This is a genomic window from Cohnella caldifontis (genome assembly GCF_029360585.1).
GTDB lineage: Bacteria > Bacillota > Bacilli > Paenibacillales > Paenibacillaceae > Cohnella > Cohnella caldifontis.
The window spans coordinates 524158-541755 of record NZ_JAQZSJ010000003.1 but is presented as its reverse complement, the minus strand read 5'-3'; the positions used below and the strand labels follow the sequence as shown (position 1 = coordinate 541755).

The window sequence follows — 17598 nt, the reverse complement described above, 5'->3', positions numbered from 1 at the left end:
GGACGTTCAAAAGCGGGCGGAAGTTTCCAAAACGAGCCTGGCCAGCTGGGTGCGGTTTTTGAGACCGAACTTGGACAGCATGGCGTTGACGTGCTTCTTCACGGCGGCTTCGCTGACGTACAGCGCGGCGGCGATCTCGGCGTTCGACTGGCCTGCCGCCAGCAGCCGCGCGACGTCCTTCTCCCGCTCGGTCAGTTCGGCCAGGGCGCCGGTTCCGCCGGCAGGGGCGTCAGCAGGCTCGTCGGCGACCGTCCCTTCCCTTTCCAGAATCCGGTTCAAGAACCCGCGGAGCTTCCCGTTCCGCGTATCCAGCTCGTACGTCCGCGCGGGACGGAACTGTCCATAGTCGTCGTGTTCTGCACCCGAGACGATATCGAATCCGAGCGCCGGCATCGCGGTATCGTAATAATCGAGCGGCGGCGGGGAAGCGACGATCAGGCAGCCTTCCATCACGCGGCCGAACAGCCGGCGCACGTTGTCCGAACGGATCTCTTCTTCTTCCAGGTTCTCCGCGTCCACCGCGAACTGGTACCAAGCCTTCGCGCCTCCCCCCTCGGCAGCCAGCGCTTTGCGCCGCTCCGCCGTCAGCGTCCGCACCCAAGCGCGGGAAAGCGGGACGCGGCCGAGGAAATCCAAGGTGCCCGCATGAATGCGGACGTAGGCATACACGCCGGTCACCCGGCCTTCCCCGTTGCGCTGCAGCCCGATATCCCGGTCCGGTTCGGGCAGCCGCAGAATGTCCTCCCAAGGGACGGCGGTCAACCGAAGCAGGCTCTCCTCCGGGGTGAACGCAAACCGGTACAGGGCGCCGGACTCCGGATCGGAACAGCGGACGTTCCACGCCTTCGCCTGCTTCGTCCGTCGATCCACGTAGGCGGCGAAATCTTCGCGGTCCCCGTCGCCCAGCGGTTCGAGGTAAGAGGAGGCCGTCCGCTCATGCCGGTAATGCGCGCGGAGAACCGAATTGCCCGCCGCGTGGAGAAGCTCCGCCAGGTCGCGGGTGACGGGCTTTCCCAACGCCAACCCTTCCTCGATCCGCTGCTCCCAATAGGCGGACGCTGCCCGGCGATAACGTTCGAACGTCCCCGGCATCCGTTCGCGGAACGCCTGAACGAGCGCCTCCCGGGCGACCTCATGCAGCTTCCAGCCCCCTCCCGTTTCCAATACGAAGGACACCCGGAGGAGGCGGTCGAACTTGGCCCACCCGATCGGCTCTCCGATCAACGCTTCAAGCAGCTCCTGTTGGAACGTCCGGACGCAGGAAGCGGCGAACAGAAGCTTGCGGAGCTCATCGTCCGGCGCTTCCCGGAGCCACTCCTCCAGCAGTTCCCGGATCGGATCCCCAAGCGGGGTCCGGCGTTGCCCGGCCGCCGGCGGCAGCGCGCCCCCGTTCGGCGCGGCCAACGATACGGCGAGCGGATGGCCGAGCGTCCGGAGCCATACCGCGTCGATCGTTTCCTCGTCCGTTACGCCCCATTTCCGCAGGTATGCCCGGATATCCTCGTACGGCAGCTCCGCCAGCGGCAGCCGGACGATGAGGCGGTTCCAGGCGGGCGCATACCGCCACGGCCCATCCAAAGGAAATCGCCCCGCCACCGCGAGGAGCACGCTGGAGGGCAAGCGGGGCAAATAAGAAACGCGCAGCCAGGAATCGGCCGGGCCGGCTTCCTCGTATTCGTCCAGCAGCAGCACGACTTTGCGGTTCTCCGGCATCCGGTGCAGCGCCTCCAGGCTGGCGGCTTCGGCGGTCCCAGCCCGTTCGTTCGCGGACGCCGGCGCTTCAAGACCTTCTAAAATGAGCCTGCAAACCGTCTCCGGGTCCCCTCCCGTTTCCCTCAAGCCGATATATACCGGAACGGCCCCGAGCTCGCGGGCGATCGACGCAAACCGGTGCAGGAGAACCGTTTTCCCCATGCCCGCCGTTCCGTGCACGTTCAAGATCCGCTCGGTCTGTCGGTCGAGACGGGACAGCAATCGCCGAAACAGCTCGATTTCGAAAGTCCGGCCTACGAAGTGGTCTTCCATGAGCCGATTCCACCGTTCCCCAATCGTATTCCGCATCGGCCAACCTCCGTCTCTCCCATTTTTATCTAAAAGTATACGTGCAAAGTAACCGAAAGGGTAGCCTCAAGTAGCCGGACGCTGGTGTACCTTGGGAGTAGTTCGACTCGAGGGGGCAACGAAATGAACGCGAAAACGCAACGAACGGCATGGGCTGCGAAAAACGGCGGAGAACGGTTGACCGGTTCCGAAATCCTGCTGCGCGCGCTGCTCGATGAAGGAGTCGAGTGCGTGTTCGGTTACCCGGGGGGCGCCGTCTTGTATATTTACGATGCCATGCACGGCAACCCCGATTTCCGGCATGTGCTGACGAGGCACGAACAAGGGGCGATCCACGCCGCGGACGGGTACGCCCGTTCCACCGGCAAAACCGGCGTCGTCATGGCGACGTCCGGCCCGGGTGCCGCCAATCTGGTCACGGGAATCGCGACCGCCTATATGGATTCCGTTCCGCTGGTCGTCATCACCGGCAACGTGGCGACCGATCTCATCGGCACCGACTCGTTCCAGGAGGCGGACATCGTCGGCATCACGCAGCCGATCACGAAGCACAGCTATTTCGTCCGCCGCGCGGAGGATTTGGCCCGGATCATCCGGGAAGCGTTCCATATCGCCGGTACCGGCCGGAAGGGCCCGGTGCTCGTCGACATCCCGAAGGACGTCAGCGCCGCCTTGGCGGTCTATACCCCGCCCGAGGGTCCGATCCGCGTGCCGGGCTACGACGGCGACGGCGAGCAGCGGCCGTTGGACGAGGAAGCGTTGGACACGCTGCTGGAAGCGATCGAGCAGAGCGAGAAACCCCTCGTACTGGCAGGCGGGGGCGTTATCCAGTCGGAAGCCGGCGAAGCGCTGCAGGAATTCCTCCGTCTGACCCGGATCCCGGTGACGACCACCTTGATGGGTCTGGGCGCCGTCCCGGCCGATCACGGCATGTGGCTGGGCATGCCCGGCATGCACGGCACGTATGCCGCCAACCGGGCCTTAATCGAATGCGACCTGCTGATCTCCGTCGGCGCGCGGTTCGACGACCGCGTTACGATGCGGCTGGACGGCTTCGCGCCCCGGGCGCGCATCGCCCATATCGACATCGACGCGGCGGAAATCGGCAAGCTGGTCCCGGCGGCTATTCCCATCGCGGGAGACGCCAAGCGGGTGCTGGAACGTTTGAACTTTCGGGCGGCCGGCGGTTTCGCGGAAAATGCGGCTTGGACGGATCGGCTGCGCCGGCTGAAGACGGAATATCCGCTGCGCTACGAAGCCTCCGATACGGAGCTCAAGCCCCAGTACGTCATCGAAATGATTTCGCGAACGACCGAAGGCGAAGCGATCGTCACGACGGACGTCGGGCAGCACCAGATGTGGGCGGCGCAATTTTACCGTTTCCGCCGTCCGCGCTCGCTCATCACTTCCGGCGGCTTGGGCACGATGGGCTTCGGCTTCCCGTCCGCCATCGGCGCCCAGATCGGCAATCCTGGCAGGACCGTCGTTTCCGTGAACGGAGACGGGGGCATGCAGATGTGCGCGCAGGAGCTGGCGATTTGCGCGATCCATCACATTCCGGTGAAAATCGCCGTCATCAACAACCGGACGCTGGGCATGATCAAGCAGTGGCAGGAGCTGATTTACGAGGGGCGATACAGCCATATCGACTTGTCCGGCAGCCCGGACTTCGTCAAGCTCGCGGAGGCTTACGGGGTGAAAGGGCTTCGCGCGGAAACGCCCGCGGAAGCGGAGCGGGTATGGCAGGAGGCGATGGAGACGGCAGGACCCGTGTTGATCGACTTCGTCGTCTCCAAGGAAGAGTTGGTGTATCCCATGGTCCCGCAGGGCAAGGCGCTCGAGGACATGATTTTAGGGCCTGCTGGTTCGGCAGAGGGGGGCTCTAAACATGAATAAACGGCTGATTTCGCTGACGGTCAACGATTCGCCGGGCGTGCTGCAGCGGGTGGCGGGCCTTATCTCCCGCAGGGGCTACAATATCGAGAGCATCACGGTCGGCGCTTCCGAGACGGACGGCCTCTCCCGCATGACCGTGGCCGCGATCGGAGACGAAGCCGTCATCCGCCAAATGTGCAGCCAGCTCCGCAAGCTGATCGACGTACGGGAGGCCCGGCTCTTGCACGAGCGTCCCTTCGTCAGCCGCGAGCTCATGCTGGTCAAGATCCGGCTTGACCCGGCGAGACGCGCGGAAATCCAGAGTTTGACGGACACCTTCCGCTGCTCGGTCGTCGACGTGGGGCCGGAAACCGCGATCGTGCAGGCCGTAGGAGATCCGGAGAAAAACGACGCCTTTCTGCAGTTGATCCGGCCCTACGGCATCCTGGAGATCGCCCGCACGGGAGAAACGGCGATGAACCGGGGTTAAAGGGAACGCGCGGCGGAGTCGGACGCTAGGTCTGGATGATCGCGTCCAAATGGAGGGCCAGCCCTACTTGGCGGTCCGCCTGGCCGACGCCGTCCTCGATGCACCACCAGGCGGACAGCATCGCATGGCAGTACGCCCAGCGCAAAATCCGGTCCGGATCCCGCCCCATGGCGTCCGCGAACGTCAGGGCGCGCCTGCGGGCTTGGCCTTGCGGATCCTTGGAGTCGATTTCGTTCATGAAGTAGGAGCAGGGCTCGTACTCGGCTTCGCCGACGATGCCCTTGGGATCGATGGCGAGCCAGGGCTCGCGCCGGGCGGAGAGGATGTTGCCATGGTGCAGGTCACCGTGCAATAGAACGTGCGGACGCGGCGTTCGGCGAAGCTCCGCCAGCCGTTCCTCCGCTTTTGCGACCAACTCTTCGGGGATCGGTCCCGTCCCGCCGCCGAAGCGCGACCGCAGCCGTTCCAGTCCCCGGAACCAGATTTCCACGGTCGGAAAAGGAGCTCGATCCGCGGGAGCCGGCCGGTGCAGCTTGGCCATGACGGCGGCCGCGATCCGAACGGCCTCCTCTTCCGGAACGGAATGCAGGGAATGCCCGGGATCGGCCTTTTCCAGCAGCAAAATGCCTTCCTCCGGCAAAGCTTCGATCGCACGGATGGCGCCGATGCCGCCGAAATGCCGCAGCGCCCCGGCTTCCGAGGTCAGTTCCTTGTTGGGCACGCCCAGCTTCAGCACCGCTTCGCTCCCGTCCGCGAACCGAACCGGGGCGGCAAAATTGAAGGAGAGCGAATACGGCTCCCCCACCCGGAACGACCAGCGCGCTTCGCACCTTCGGATCAGGTCCGGAAAAGCCTGGAGCCACGCTTCCCCTTTCTCTCCGTGCACGGAACGCACGGTGTTCATGAACGTATCGGGCAATCGCAACGATATCGCCTCCCTTTTTCAAACCTCATCCAGCAAATCCGGCAGTACGTTCCAACGGTCTTCGATCCAATGCATTTCTTCGATGAAACGTCCCAGCAACGCGCGAAGTCCGCTTTCGCGGCGAACCTCCGTCCGCAGCCACCAGATCGACTCGACCAAATAAAGCATCTGCATCGACCGGGATAGTAAGCCCCGAGGCATCTCGGAATAGGTACGGTATCCCTTCATGAACGATCGAACCGCCTCCGTCCGCAAGTTCCCGTCCCGCAACGCCCCGGACAAAACCGCTCGTGCGACGTCGATCCCCGGATAAGCCATTGTCATCCGATCGAAATCGACGATGCCGGCCAACCTTTCCCCTTGCAGCAAAAGGTTGTCCACCCATAAATCCCAATGCAGCCAGCCCGTCGGACAGGTTTCAAACCGGGAGAAATCCATCGATTGAACGATCTCCCGCGACCGGTTCAGCCACCCGATCACCGTCTCGTCTCCCGTTTCCAAGGCTTTTTGACGGTTGACCTCCCATTCGCGCATATAGGCTTCCCGATCCGGTTCCCAGGCCGGCCGGCTTAAGGGCGGCACGGACCGCAGCCAGGCGTGCATCCGTCCGGCCGCCTGACCTAGATCATGCATTTGGGATGTCGTCATCGAGCCGGCCGGAACGGTTCGTCCCTCCACCCAATCCGACGCGGCGAACCACAATCCCCCCGACGTTTCCTGAAGGAACCTATGCTCGTGCGAGTAGACCTTAGGGCACGGAACGCCCGCTTCGTTCAATCCGTGCTGTAACCGAAGCGTCCGTTCCATCTCTTCTCTTCGGTCCGGGCGCTGGTGCAGGCGATATCGGTCCGGGTGGTAGAACTTCACGAAGACGGGCCCGCGGTCCGTGTCCATTTTCCATTTGATGTTGATCCAACCCAGTTCGATGACTGTCGCGTCCCTTACGGTTAGATCGAAACGGCTATTCAGGGCGGCGGCGATTTCTTGCGCCCAGAGGTTTTTCTCCGCTTGCGTCATCCGATGTCACCTCCTGGGACGGAGTGAAAGTTGTTGTGTTTTCATTTCGCGCGACTACCAATGAAATCCTTCAGGGGCGGTATCGCGGCCGTCGGTTTCCATTTTGTAAACCTTGGTGACTTTCTTGTCGCATACGTCATATACTCCAAACCCGTATTGCGTATTGAAATCTTTATCGCCGAATTGGTAGGCGAACAGAAATTTACGGCTGTCCGGACTCCATGACTTTATCGTCACATATGGATCGAAACGGGGAATATCCTCGATTTTGATGCCATTGTATCCGTTCTCGGGATTGCCCAAAACCATGCCGATCAAGTCGGGAAGCTCGGGCGCCGCCGACCCGCTGCCTGTCGCGTCCAGTACGGCGATCGCGTTCCAGATTCGCCCCCCGTAACCTACGGCAAGTTTCTTGCCGTCCGGAGAGAATAGGAGTTGCGTCACGCTCGCGCCGGATTCGAAGATCAACCGGCTCTTTCCGTCCGTCGCCAGCCAGACGCGGCCGTCGTTAAACCGCGCTTCCTGGAACAAGCGATAGGCAGCCCTTTTTCCATCCGCGGGGTGCGCGAATGCTTCTCCCCGATACGTTTTCCCGACAATTTCCATGACGAACTTCGCGGCTTGCCGAACTTCGTCGTCCGGATCTTCCTCCGCCATACGTTTGATCCCAGAGACTTCCGCGCTCCCGAGACCGTCGGGATTTTCGGCCAGCTTGTTCAGGCAAAACCAACGGACGACGGCTCTTGAATTTTGTAATCCGGAGACGAGCAGCGCCTGGTCATACGATTCCGATTGTTGCTCGAAAACGTCGTACGGAACGATGCCTTCAGGCAAAATGCCGGACCATTCGTCCTGCTCCGCTGCCGGCGCGGATGGGGCGGATGTCTCCGTTGTTGGAGACACACTGGCCTCTATATGAGGGGCAACGATTAGAGCGTTGGAGTTTTCCGGAGACGCGAGAGCGGACTTGGCGAACCGTGCGGTGGGAGAGGCGTTGCAGGAACCCAAAACAACCAGCAGCAGACTTGCGCCTATGAAGGTTGCACCGAACCTTCGCATGAACGATCGCCCCCTCTCTCCGTCGCCATGATTTATCGTTTTCCTCGATATAACCGCTTTCCGTCATTCTGTTTCTTCGATCATTCCGCGTAAACTTCCTCTTTTTTACTGTAAAGAAACGAAAACGGCCCCCGTTGCCTAAGCAACGGAGGCTCGCGATTCGGAGGCCGTTCGCGGGAAAAGAAGACTCAAACTTTCGCCATCGCGGCTTCGGTGCGGGCGCGGTCGCGCTCCAGGACCGGCGCGAGGTACTTGCCGGTGTAGGATTTCGGGTTTTTCGCCACTTCCTCTGGCGTGCCGGTCGCGATGATCGTGCCGCCGCCGCTGCCGCCTTCGGGGCCGAGGTCGACGATGTAGTCGGCCGTCTTGATCACGTCCAGGTTGTGCTCGATTACGAGCACCGATTCACCCGAGTCGACCAAGCGGTGCAGCACCTGCAGCAGCCGGTCGATGTCGTCCACGTGCAAGCCGGTGGTCGGCTCGTCGAGAATGTAGAGCGTCTTGCCCGTGCTGCGGCGGTACAGCTCGGCCGCCAGCTTGACGCGCTGGGCTTCCCCGCCCGACAGCGTCGTGGCTGGCTGGCCCAAGGTCATATAGCCGAGGCCGACGTCCATCAGCGTCTGGATCTTCCGGTGAATGCGGGGGATGTTCGAGAAAAATTCCGTCGCATCCTCGATCGTCATATCCAGCACTTCGGAAATGTTCTTGCCCTTGTATTTGACTTCCAACGTTTCGCGGTTGTAGCGCTTGCCCTTGCACACGTCGCAGGGCACGTACACGTCCGGCAAGAAGTGCATCTCGATTTTGATGATCCCGTCGCCCTTGCAGGCTTCGCAGCGCCCGCCTTTGACGTTGAAGCTGAAGCGCCCTTTCTTATAGCCGCGGACTTTCGCTTCGTTCGTCATCTCGAATACGCCGCGGATATCGTCGAACACGCCGGTGTACGTCGCCGGGTTCGAGCGCGGCGTCCGGCCGATCGGAGACTGGTCGATGTCGATGACCTTATCCAGATGCTCCAGGCCGAGCATTTCCTTATAGGCGCCGGGGCGCACCTTCGACTTGTTCAAATCGCGGGCCAGCGTCTTGTACAGGATTTCGTTCACGAGCGTGGACTTGCCGGAGCCGGACACCCCCGTTACGGCGGTGAAGACGCCGAGCGGGAATTTGGCGTTCAGGTTTTTCAGGTTGTTCTCCTTCGCGCCCTTCACTTCCAGCCACTTGCCGTTCGGCTTGCGGCGCTTGAGCGGCACGGGAATGAACTTGCGTCCGCTCAGGTATGCGCCCGTAAGCGAGTTCTCGTCCGCCATCACTTCCTTCGGGGTCCCTTGCGAGATGACCCGGCCCCCGTGGATGCCGGCGCCCGGCCCGATGTCGATGATGTAATCCGCCGCCAGCATCGTGTCCTCGTCGTGCTCGACGACGATCAGCGTATTGCCGAGATCCCGCATATGCTCCAGCGTCCGGATCAGCCGGTCGTTATCCCGCTGATGCAGCCCGATGCTGGGTTCATCGAGAATATACAGGACGCCCATCAAGCTGGAGCCGATCTGCGTCGCCAGGCGAATCCGCTGCGCTTCTCCGCCGGACAGCGTGCCCGCCGCCCGCGACATGGTGAGATAGTTCAACCCCACGTTGACCAGGAAGCCCAGCCGGCTGTTGATCTCCTTGAGGATGAGGTTCGCGATCGCCTTCTCTTTCTCGTTCAAAGAGAGCCTCTCGAAAAATTCCCGGGCGTCCCCGATCGACAGCGAAGTCACGTGCGCGATGTTCTCGCCGCCGACCGTGACGGCCAGCACTTCCTTCTTCAGACGATGTCCTTTGCAGGTGCCGCAAGGCCGGGCGCTCATGTATCCTTCGATGAATTCCCGGATGCCTTCGGAACCGGTCTCCCGATAGCGCCGCTCCAGGTTATGGACGATGCCCTCGAACGGAACCTGCGCGTCCCGCGTATGCCCGAATTCGTTCTCGTAGCGGAAGCGGATCCGTTCTCCTCCGGTACCGTACAGGAGGATGTCCAACTGTTTGTCGGTCAGTTCCGACACCGGCACGTCGGTCCGAATCCCATAATGGGCGCAGACCGCCGCGAGGAACTGCGGATAGTAGTTGGACGTGCTGCCGGCCCAAGCTTCGAAAGCGCCGTCGTCGATGCTCTTGGTCCGGTCGGGCACGAGCAGCTCCGGGTCGATGATCATCTTCGCGCCGAGGCCGTCGCACTCCGGGCAGGCGCCAAAGGGCGAGTTGAAGGAGAACATTCGCGGAGCGAGTTCATCCATGGAGAAGCCGCAGATCGGACAAGCCAGCTTGGAGTTGAAAAGCAGCTCTTCCTTGTCCATCACGTCCACGATCACTTGACCGTCGGACAGCTTCAATGCCGTCTCCAGCGAATCCGCCAGCCGGGCGGCGACTTCGTCTTTCACCACGATGCGGTCGACGACGACCTCGATCGAGTGCTTCTTGTTTTTCTCCAGCTCGATTTTCTCCGAGAGATCCCGGATTTCGCCGTTGACGCGCACCCGGACGAAGCCTTGCTTCTGGACGTCGGCCAGCAGCTTGGCGTGCTCCCCCTTGCGTCCGGATACGATGGGAGCGAGAATCTGCAGCCGCGTCCGTTCCGGATATTCCATGAGCCGGTCGACCATCTGCTCCACGGTCTGCGAGGAAATTTCCACGCCGTGCTCCGGACAATGCGGCTTTCCGATCCGGGCGAACAGCAGACGCAAATAATCGTAAATTTCCGTGACGGTCCCGACGGTCGAACGCGGGTTGCGGCTCGTCGTCTTCTGGTCGATGGAAATGGCCGGCGACAACCCTTCGATGGAGTCGACGTCCGGTTTGTCCATCTGGCCGAGGAATTGCCGTGCGTAGGCGGACAGCGATTCCACGTAACGGCGCTGGCCTTCGGCGTAGATCGTATCGAAGGCGAGCGACGATTTGCCCGAACCGGACAAGCCGGTAAGCACGACGAACTTGTCCCGCGGAATCGTCACGTCGATATTTTTAAGGTTATGGGCGCGGGCGCCCTTGATGACGATAAACTCGTTGGCCAACGATGAAAGCCCCTTTCGCGACGGAGCGGCGGGGTTATCGGTCCGGCCGCAGTCGTTCACCCACAAATAGGAATGTTTGTTCCCGTCCATTATACCCAACGACAGGGCGGCATGCAAACGGGATTGCAAATTTTTGTAATCGATTCGAATTTTCAGGAAGAAATTCGGATGCGTATCCCGTGAATTCGGACTATAATAGATTCGTTTTCCGGGCGTTATCCGATGCTTTAGCGCGCCTGGCTCCATGCATCCGACGAGGAGGCCGTTTCCTTGCAGCCGTTCCGAACCAGAGAGACCTTATACCGCTCCTCCGCGTGGCCGGAAATCGCCGTTCATTTCCGCGAAGACCATCTTCTCATTCAGACCGGCCATCTTCTCGATATTCGCAGCAATGCGGTATGGGGTGACGCCGGTCAAGCCGACCATATCGTCAATTGGCGGGTAGGCAAAGATTTCGATTGCTCCGACCCGACAACGTTGATGCGTGACCGGATCGCGCATTGGGGATATCCGGCGGAAACGTGCGTGGGGCTCATTACCGCAGCCAAACTGCCGCACGCCTCGATTTGCGAATGGACAAATGGCGGTTTCCGGCTAGTCGTCTGCACCACGGCCGGAACGGCCAACGCCGCGCGTGCCGGGCTAAAACGGCCGGTATTCGAGGAATACGCAGCCGGTACGATCAACACCGTCGTGCTGCTGGACGCCCGAATGTCCGAAGCCGCGATCGTGAACGCGATCATCACGGCCACGGAAGCCAAGGCGGCCGCGCTTCAGGACGAGGGTATCCAGGATCATCTTTATCCGGCTGCGGCGACCGGCACGACGACCGACGCGATCGTGCTTGCCGTCAACCCGCGGGCGGCGAACGGGCATGTCCACCGCTATGCGGGGACGGCGACGCCGATCGGCAGCGCGATCGGACAATTGGTGTACCGTTCGGTGAGAGAAACGGTCTCCTCGCAAGGCGAGTCGGCTTTCATCGAGTGAGACTTTGATTCGGGAGAGAAACCAAAGGCGGAGGTTTTCGATAAAATGAGGATTCCGGACCGAGCGAAACTCCTAATGATCGGGGATTCCATCACCGACTGCGACCGGGCACGGCCAGTCGGCGAAGGCAAGGGGGACAGCCTGGGGAACGGCTACGTCTCCATGATCAACGCTTTGGTGGAGTCGGCTTACCCGACCAAGGAAATCCGCGTCGTCAATATGGGGATCGCCGGCAATACCGTGCGGGAGTTGAAGGATCGATGGCAAACCGATGCGCTCGACCTGAAGCCCGACTGGCTCTCCATCATGATCGGCATCAACGACGTCACGCGCCACTTCAACCGCCGGCATATGTCGGAGCGGCACGTTTCTTTGGAGGAATACGAACGGACGCTGGACGGGCTCGTCGCGTCGGCGAAAGACGGGGGCGCGTCGGGCGTGATCCTGATGACCCCTTTCTTTATCGAAAGCAACGGCCGCGACCGCGTCCGGGAGATGACGGATAGATACGGAGAAGCCGTCCGACGCGTCAGCCAGCGGCACGGCACCCTGTTCGTCGACGTCCAGCAAGCATTCGACCGTTATCTGGAGCACCATTATTCGATGGAACTGGCCCTCGATCGGATCCACCCTACCCAGACCGGCCACATGATCGTCGCCCGCGCTTGGCTGCAAGCCGTCGGGTACCGGTGGGAGGGGGAATGAGGGGCGCTAGCCTAATCGTCACGTAGATGAGAATTCATAAAAAACCACATGGAGTTTTTACACTCACATGTGGTATAACGTTTAACTCAATATTTGATGTGCTACTTCTAGGTAAGTTTTCAAGTCGTAATTAATCTCATCACCAAATGTTTGGTTAAATATATTCTTTATTTCATATGCCAATTTATGAGGATCCTTTTCTTTCTGCAAAAATTCATAAATTTTCATTACTTCGAATGTGTATTCATCGTCAGGTGCATGTGACATTAATCTTGCCGGGTCCCAAGTATTGATTACATGAGATATTTTTTCTATCACAGTTCCACCTCATTTACCAAACAAAAGTACGATCGCATCTTTTATATGATCCTTATACTTATTTGCACTATATACTGTTTGAAGTGCTCCATTTTTGATTGCAACAGCTCCCTTTTTTGATAGATATAGAATTGTACCATCGTCTTGTAAGATCGCTTTTGCCGAATTTACCCAGCTTTGGACAGTTTCGGGAGATAAATTTTCTTGTACCATCCTATTAAGTGCATGTACCCGAGCGTTAGCCCAGTCGATTATTGGCGTTTCATTTTTAATAAATGTACCAAGATTACCAATTCTATCACCATATTTAGCAAGGAGCCTAGCTTCTCCTGCTCCATCTAACATTCCAATAGCCATCATGGGATATTCGTAATAAGGGCTGTCCATCCACGCTAACGCATCTTTTGCTCCCCCGTGCCCACTACTCATTGTTGTAACTTTCCCTGAACTATAATCTGTCCTACTTACAATCTCATACTTTCCGCTCGCAAGCCGTAATGATACGGCTCCCCTTACCGGGAAGCTCTTTATCGCGTAAATATTTCGGATGGTTTACGAATGCAAAGCGCTCTTCCATACCACGAGCTTGCTCCGGTCGCGTTCGGCGCCAAGCGCGCGCAGACGATCGGCCGCTTGCGTCTCCGTCACGGTTTGACCGTTCCACTGTTCGACTGTGATTTTGGACAAACCCTGCCGCTTCAGCAACGCCGCGAACGCCGATCGCAGCGCGGATTCGGCGAAACGGGGGTCCGTCGCCGCTTCCTCTTCCATGGCGAAAATCCGCTTGCCGCCGTTCTCGATCCAGTAGAGCCAGCGGCCGCCTTGGAGCACCAGGTAATTTCCCGCCTTCCGCGCGAAAGACGCGCCTTCCCGGGAGGGCCAATCCAAGATCAACCCATACGGATTGGCCGGGTCCACGGATGACAGAACCGTCACGGGGGCTCCTTCATCCGAAGGCGGGGGCTTGCGGAATTCCTCCGCCAGCTCGCGGGTCGTGAATTGGAGGACCTGAAGACCGCGGACGAACGCTCCCCGTGTGACCGCGCCCCATTCTTCCAGCTGTCTTAGAACCGGGAGAAGCGTATCCCACTCGTAGGGACACGTTTTGTTCGCGAGGTCTTTCGTCAGAACCCCGTACGTTTGCAACAAATGGTGGATCCATTGGACGGCGGGCTGGCCGTCGGCGTTGTGGCTGAGGGCCGGGCTTTCAGGCGAGCTTGCCGGGCGTCCCGAATTCGCCGATGCGTCCGTTGCCCCGGGACCCGCTTCGCCGTCTGCCAGCAGCGAACCCGTCCAATACCACCGGCCCAGTCCGGAGCCGGCTTTCTGGAAGCCCTCTTTCCCTTTCGCGCGGCCGGACTGACGCAAAGGCGCGAATTGGTCGTTCGAGACGCGCCCTTCCCATACCAAGTCCAGCAAATCGGACAATACCTCCGAGGGGAGACGACCCGTTTCTTGTGCCAGACGGGTGAGGAACCTCGCTCCGCTGTTTTTTAACCGTTCCAGGAGTTCGGGGTGCCGGGCGGCACCCGCCCGCGCTTCTTCCGCCTGGAGGCAAGGCGCGTAGAGTTCCCGGCTCTCGGCCAGAAAAAACGCCGTCCGGCCTTCCTTCTCCCCCTCTTCCTTGCGGCCGACCCAGATCACTTGGCCGGAGGCGCAGAGCAAGTCGAGCGTTTCCTTCCGGTAGTCCGGCAGCCGGGACGGAAACACGACGGATTCCCACAACGTCCAAGGCAAAAACAAGCCCTGCAGCCGCTCCAGCACCGCCAGCAGCCCGGCCTCGCCCCGCAGTGCGCCCGCCGGCAGCACGCGCTGGCGCCGCAGCAGCCCTTCCAGCAGGCGGGAAGGCTCCACCGGCTCCAGGCTTCGGCGGGCTTTGCCGATCGTCAGCCGGATGAGCCGCTCGGCGACTTTGCGGCTGGTCCATAAGCGCTCCGATGCGTCCGCCGCGAACGGCGCCTGTTCGATGAGGCCTTGCCCAAGCAGCGTGTCCACGACGGCTTCCGCTTCTTTCGCCGACAGTCCGGGAAAACGCTCCCGCAAATCCGCCTCCGTCACCGACAGCCGATGGTCCGCGTAACGGCCGGCGATCAGCGCAACGGACTCGGCAGAATGCGGAAACGACCGATACAGCTCCCGCTCGTCCGCCGCGATCCAGCGCGCGGCGCCGTCCGGCTGGCGAATCTCGGCCACCCGGCGGCCGCGCTTCAATTCCTCCAGCCATGCTCCCGCTTCCGATCCGGCCAGCTTCTCGAGCTCCGACTCCGTCAGGTCGCCCCGTTCCTTCAGCAGGCGGAGCAGCCCGTCCGCGTTCCGCACTTCCCTGCCCGCTTCGGCGAGTCTCTGCCTTTCCTCCTCGAGCACTTCCGGATCGACCGGCTGCAACGCGCCGTCATCCCCGCCGAACAAGTTCCCCGCCATGGAACGGCTGAACTGCAGTAATTGCAGCTGCACCGCTTCGTCCAGTCCATCGCCCTCGTAAATTCGCATGTTGACGTAGTCGAACGCGAACTGGGCCGCCAGCGGCGACGGAAACTCCGTTTCGCGCACGACCGTATCGATGCTCCCGTCCGCCATCCCGTCCAACACTTCTCGCAGCCGATCGAGGTCCAGAAAATCCTGCATCGCCTCGCGCATCGCTTCCCGGAACAACGGGAACCGATCCGCATACGGCAAAGCGCTCTTCAGCAGCTCCGCGCTCCGCAGCCGTTTCTGCCACAGCGGAACCCGCGTGAAGCTGCGCGCCATCAGCAGGGAGGTCTCCGCCAGCCTCCGGAACGATACTGCCAGCAGCGGGGACTCGGCAAGCGCGTCGGCCAAGATCGCTTCCGCGTTCGCGGTCGTAATCTGCCAAATCTCGTGCAGCCAGGAAACGTCCCAATCGGAAAACACGAGCTCGATGCCGTTGTCCTTGGCATTGCCGTAGACCCGATACTTCAGTTTCCCTTCGAATTGCCGCTGGATCGCCATCAGCCACGTGCGGTTCACCTTGCGCCCGAACAGGTTATGGATCAGCACGTGCTTCTGGTTCGCGGCATCCCGGTATTGCTCGACTACGATCCGCCGGTCGGTCGGCATCATGCTGACCGCCTGCTGGGAGCGCATGTATTCGATCAACTCCCCGGCGGCCATGGCGTCCAAGCCATACCTGCTCTGCAGCCAATCGGCGGTCTCTTGGTCGGGCCTCGCCATCCGTCCCTCCATTTCCCGCAGGAACGCCCCGATTTTCAATCCCAGCTCGTACGATCTCGAAGGCGCTTCGTTCCGCCAGAACGGCGTTTCGCTGAACCGGTTGCCCGCTTCGGTCGCGTAGACGCGGTCCGAACGGATTTCCCGGATGATCCAGGATTGCGCGCCAAGCTGGACGACGTCGCCGACCCTCGATTCGTGGATGAATTCCTCGTCGAGCTCGCCGATGTGGGCCCGGCTCTCCGCGTGGTGCACCGGATACGCCGAGCTTTGCGGGATCGTGCCGGCCCCCGTGATCGCCGCCATGGCCGATCCCGGCCGGCGGGAAATCGTGCCAGTCTCCCGGTCCCAATCCAGCAGCGGGCGGACGAACGGATAAAATCCCGACAACAGCTCCAGCAGCGGCTCCAGGCGCTCGCGCGGGAACGCGCGGTAACCGTCGCTCCGGACGACAAGCCGGTACCACTCGTCTGCCGTTCGTTCCCCCTCCGCCGTCATCGCCACCGTCTGCTGGGCGAGCACGTCCAGCGCGTCGCGGGGGATCACGATCTCTTCGATGTCGCGCTCGGCGATCAAGCGGCTGAGCACGGCGGCGTCCGGCAGCGCGCCTTTGTAGCGGGCCACGATGGCGCCGCGGCTCGTGCCGCCGACGGAATGGCCGGCGCGGCCCATGCGCTGGATGCCGGATGCGGCATCCGGCGGCGGGTCGATCTGAATGACCTGATCGACATGGCCCACGTCGATGCCGAGCTCCAGCGAGGACGTCGCCACGATGCAGCGCAGCTCCCCGGACTTCAGCAGCCGTTCCGCTTCCAGGCGCCATTCGCGGGACATGCTGCCGTGATGCGCGCGGGCCATTTCATAGCCGACATGATCGTTCAAACGCAAACAAAGCCGCTCGCATAAGCGTCGGCTGTTCACGTAAATCAATACGGAGCGGCTTCCTTCCATCAACTGCGTCAGCCGGTCAAGCAATGGCAGCCATACCGCGGCATCCCGGGTCTGCAGCTGGCGGTTCAAATCGGGGAGCGTCGCAAGCACCTCGTACGACTTCTCCATGCGGCTCTCGACGATCCGAACGGGCCGCGGGCGATATCCGAGAGGATGCGCAAACCCGCGGATTTCGCCGTCTTCTTCTTCCGCGATTCCCGGATCGCCGTCCTCGCTTGTTGAAATCCCGTCCTTGTTCGCCGTCGATTCCGCCTCTTCCCATCCTCCCAAAAACCGCGACACCCGCTCCAGCGGCTTCTGCGTCGCGGAAATGCCGATCCGCTGCAGCCCGCTGCCGCAGCATTCCTCTAACCGTTCAAGCGACAAAGACAAATGAGACCCGCGCTTATCGGCGGCCAAGTCGTGAATCTCGTCCACGATGACTTGGCGGACCGTGCGGAGCATGTCCCGGCCCTTGTCCGAGGTGAGCAGAATATAGAGCGACTCCGGCGTCGTAACGAGCAGTTCCGGCGGGTTCCGAAGCATGGACGCGCGTTCGGACGGCTTCGTGTCGCCCGTCCGGACGGCGCTTCGCAAGCCGGGCCAAGCCATCCCTCGATCCCGCGCTAACCGGTCCAGCTCCTCCACGAAGCCGGCCGCATGCTCGTGGATATCGTTGTTGAGCGCCTTCAACGGCGTTACGTACAAAATCCGCACGCCTTTGCCGCCGAAGCGACCCTCGGCTTTCTCTTCCAATACCCGGTTCAGGCACGGCAGCAGTGCCGCCAGCGTTTTCCCCGAACCGGTCGGCGCCGCGATCAGCGCATGGATGCCGGACGCGATTGCTTCCCACGACCGGCGCTGGATGTCCGTCGGTTCTCCGAACGTTTCGGCGAACCATGCCGACAGCACCGGATGCATCCCGCGAAACGGAGGTTGTTGCCGCGATTCCATGGAAACCCGCCTTCTCGTATTGGATGGTGAAGAACGGT

12 protein-coding genes are annotated in these 17598 nt (G+C 61.2%); 4 read left to right on the top strand and 8 right to left on the bottom strand.

Annotated elements, in window-relative coordinates; genetic code table 11:
• Positions 1–6: 6 nt before the first annotated feature.
• Positions 7–2061, bottom strand: a complete 2055-nt coding sequence (locus PTZ19_RS08225; RefSeq protein WP_276353662.1) for a LuxR family transcriptional regulator — start codon at positions 2059–2061, stop codon at positions 7–9.
• A gap of 123 nt (positions 2062–2184) precedes the next feature.
• Here PTZ19_RS08225 and ilvB point away from each other — a divergent pair, with 123 nt between their 5' ends.
• Together ilvB and ilvN are read left to right on the top strand one after the other, a co-directional pair.
• Positions 2185–3957 carry a biosynthetic-type acetolactate synthase large subunit gene (gene ilvB / locus PTZ19_RS08220; RefSeq protein ID WP_276353660.1) on the top strand — a complete coding sequence of 591 codons (1773 nt, stop codon included), beginning with the start codon at positions 2185–2187 and terminating at the stop codon, positions 3955–3957.
• Positions 3950–4426, top strand: coding sequence for an acetolactate synthase small subunit (gene ilvN, locus PTZ19_RS08215; RefSeq protein WP_276353659.1), 477 nt, complete (start codon positions 3950–3952; stop codon positions 4424–4426). Before ilvB ends, ilvN begins: the two co-directional genes overlap by 8 nt.
• Before the next feature lie 25 nt (positions 4427–4451).
• On the opposite strand, the gene PTZ19_RS08210 is transcribed toward ilvN, so the two are convergent.
• The 4 genes from PTZ19_RS08210 to uvrA form a co-directional block, all read right to left on the bottom strand.
• The gene (locus tag PTZ19_RS08210; RefSeq protein ID WP_276353658.1) at positions 4452–5351 is read right to left on the bottom strand and encodes an aminoglycoside phosphotransferase family protein; all 900 of its coding nucleotides are present in this window, start codon (positions 5349–5351) and stop codon (positions 4452–4454) included.
• A gap of 18 nt (positions 5352–5369) precedes the next feature.
• On the bottom strand, positions 5370–6368 hold the full coding sequence (locus tag PTZ19_RS08205) for a phosphotransferase enzyme family protein (RefSeq protein WP_276353657.1): 999 nt from the start codon (positions 6366–6368) through the stop codon (positions 5370–5372).
• 54 nt (positions 6369–6422) lie between these two features.
• Positions 6423–7271, bottom strand: a complete 849-nt coding sequence (locus tag PTZ19_RS08200) for a hypothetical protein (protein WP_276353656.1) — start codon at positions 7269–7271, stop codon at positions 6423–6425.
• A gap of 344 nt (positions 7272–7615) precedes the next feature.
• Entirely contained in the window at positions 7616–10474 is a 2859-nt protein-coding gene (gene uvrA, locus PTZ19_RS08195) for an excinuclease ABC subunit UvrA (RefSeq protein ID WP_276353655.1), read from the bottom strand.
• Positions 10475–10744: 270 nt separating this feature from the next.
• Between uvrA and PTZ19_RS08190 the strand changes: the two genes are divergently transcribed.
• Together PTZ19_RS08190 and PTZ19_RS08185 are read left to right on the top strand one after the other, a co-directional pair.
• Complete coding sequence (locus tag PTZ19_RS08190) at positions 10745–11464, top strand: adenosylcobinamide amidohydrolase (RefSeq protein WP_276353654.1); 720 nt, start codon at positions 10745–10747, stop codon at positions 11462–11464.
• 45 nt (positions 11465–11509) lie between these two features.
• A complete protein-coding gene (locus tag PTZ19_RS08185) occupies positions 11510–12169 on the top strand; it encodes an SGNH/GDSL hydrolase family protein (protein WP_276353653.1) in 660 nt (219 codons plus the stop codon).
• Positions 12170–12250: 81 nt separating this feature from the next.
• On the opposite strand, the gene PTZ19_RS25385 is transcribed toward PTZ19_RS08185, so the two are convergent.
• The 3 genes from PTZ19_RS25385 to PTZ19_RS08175 form a co-directional block, all read right to left on the bottom strand.
• Positions 12251–12487, bottom strand: a complete 237-nt coding sequence (locus PTZ19_RS25385; protein ID WP_422614979.1) for a DUF1871 family protein — start codon at positions 12485–12487, stop codon at positions 12251–12253.
• Between the two features lie 9 nt (positions 12488–12496).
• Positions 12497–12916, bottom strand: a complete 420-nt coding sequence (locus PTZ19_RS08180; RefSeq protein ID WP_276353652.1) for a hypothetical protein — start codon at positions 12914–12916, stop codon at positions 12497–12499.
• Between the two features lie 123 nt (positions 12917–13039).
• Positions 13040–17560, bottom strand: a complete 4521-nt coding sequence (locus tag PTZ19_RS08175; RefSeq protein WP_276353651.1) for a DEAD/DEAH box helicase — start codon at positions 17558–17560, stop codon at positions 13040–13042.
• Between the last annotated feature and the right edge of the window lie 38 nt (positions 17561–17598).

Bases quoted from the DNA above. Each gene is read 5' to 3' on its own strand.
- PTZ19_RS08185 (WP_276353653.1), top strand. From the start codon at position 11,510: ATGAGGATTCCGGACCGAGCGAAACTCCTAATGATCGGGGATTCCATC.
- PTZ19_RS08180 (WP_276353652.1), bottom strand. From the start codon at position 12,916: ATGAGTAGTGGGCACGGGGGAGCAAAAGATGCGTTAGCGTGGATGGAC.
- PTZ19_RS08175 (WP_276353651.1), bottom strand. From the start codon at position 17,560: ATGGAATCGCGGCAACAACCTCCGTTTCGCGGGATGCATCCGGTGCTG.
- PTZ19_RS08225 (WP_276353662.1), bottom strand. From the start codon at position 2,061: ATGCGGAATACGATTGGGGAACGGTGGAATCGGCTCATGGAAGACCAC.
- ilvB (WP_276353660.1), top strand. From the start codon at position 2,185: ATGAACGCGAAAACGCAACGAACGGCATGGGCTGCGAAAAACGGCGGA.
- ilvN (WP_276353659.1), top strand. From the start codon at position 3,950: ATGAATAAACGGCTGATTTCGCTGACGGTCAACGATTCGCCGGGCGTG.
- PTZ19_RS08205 (WP_276353657.1), bottom strand. From the start codon at position 6,368: ATGACGCAAGCGGAGAAAAACCTCTGGGCGCAAGAAATCGCCGCCGCC.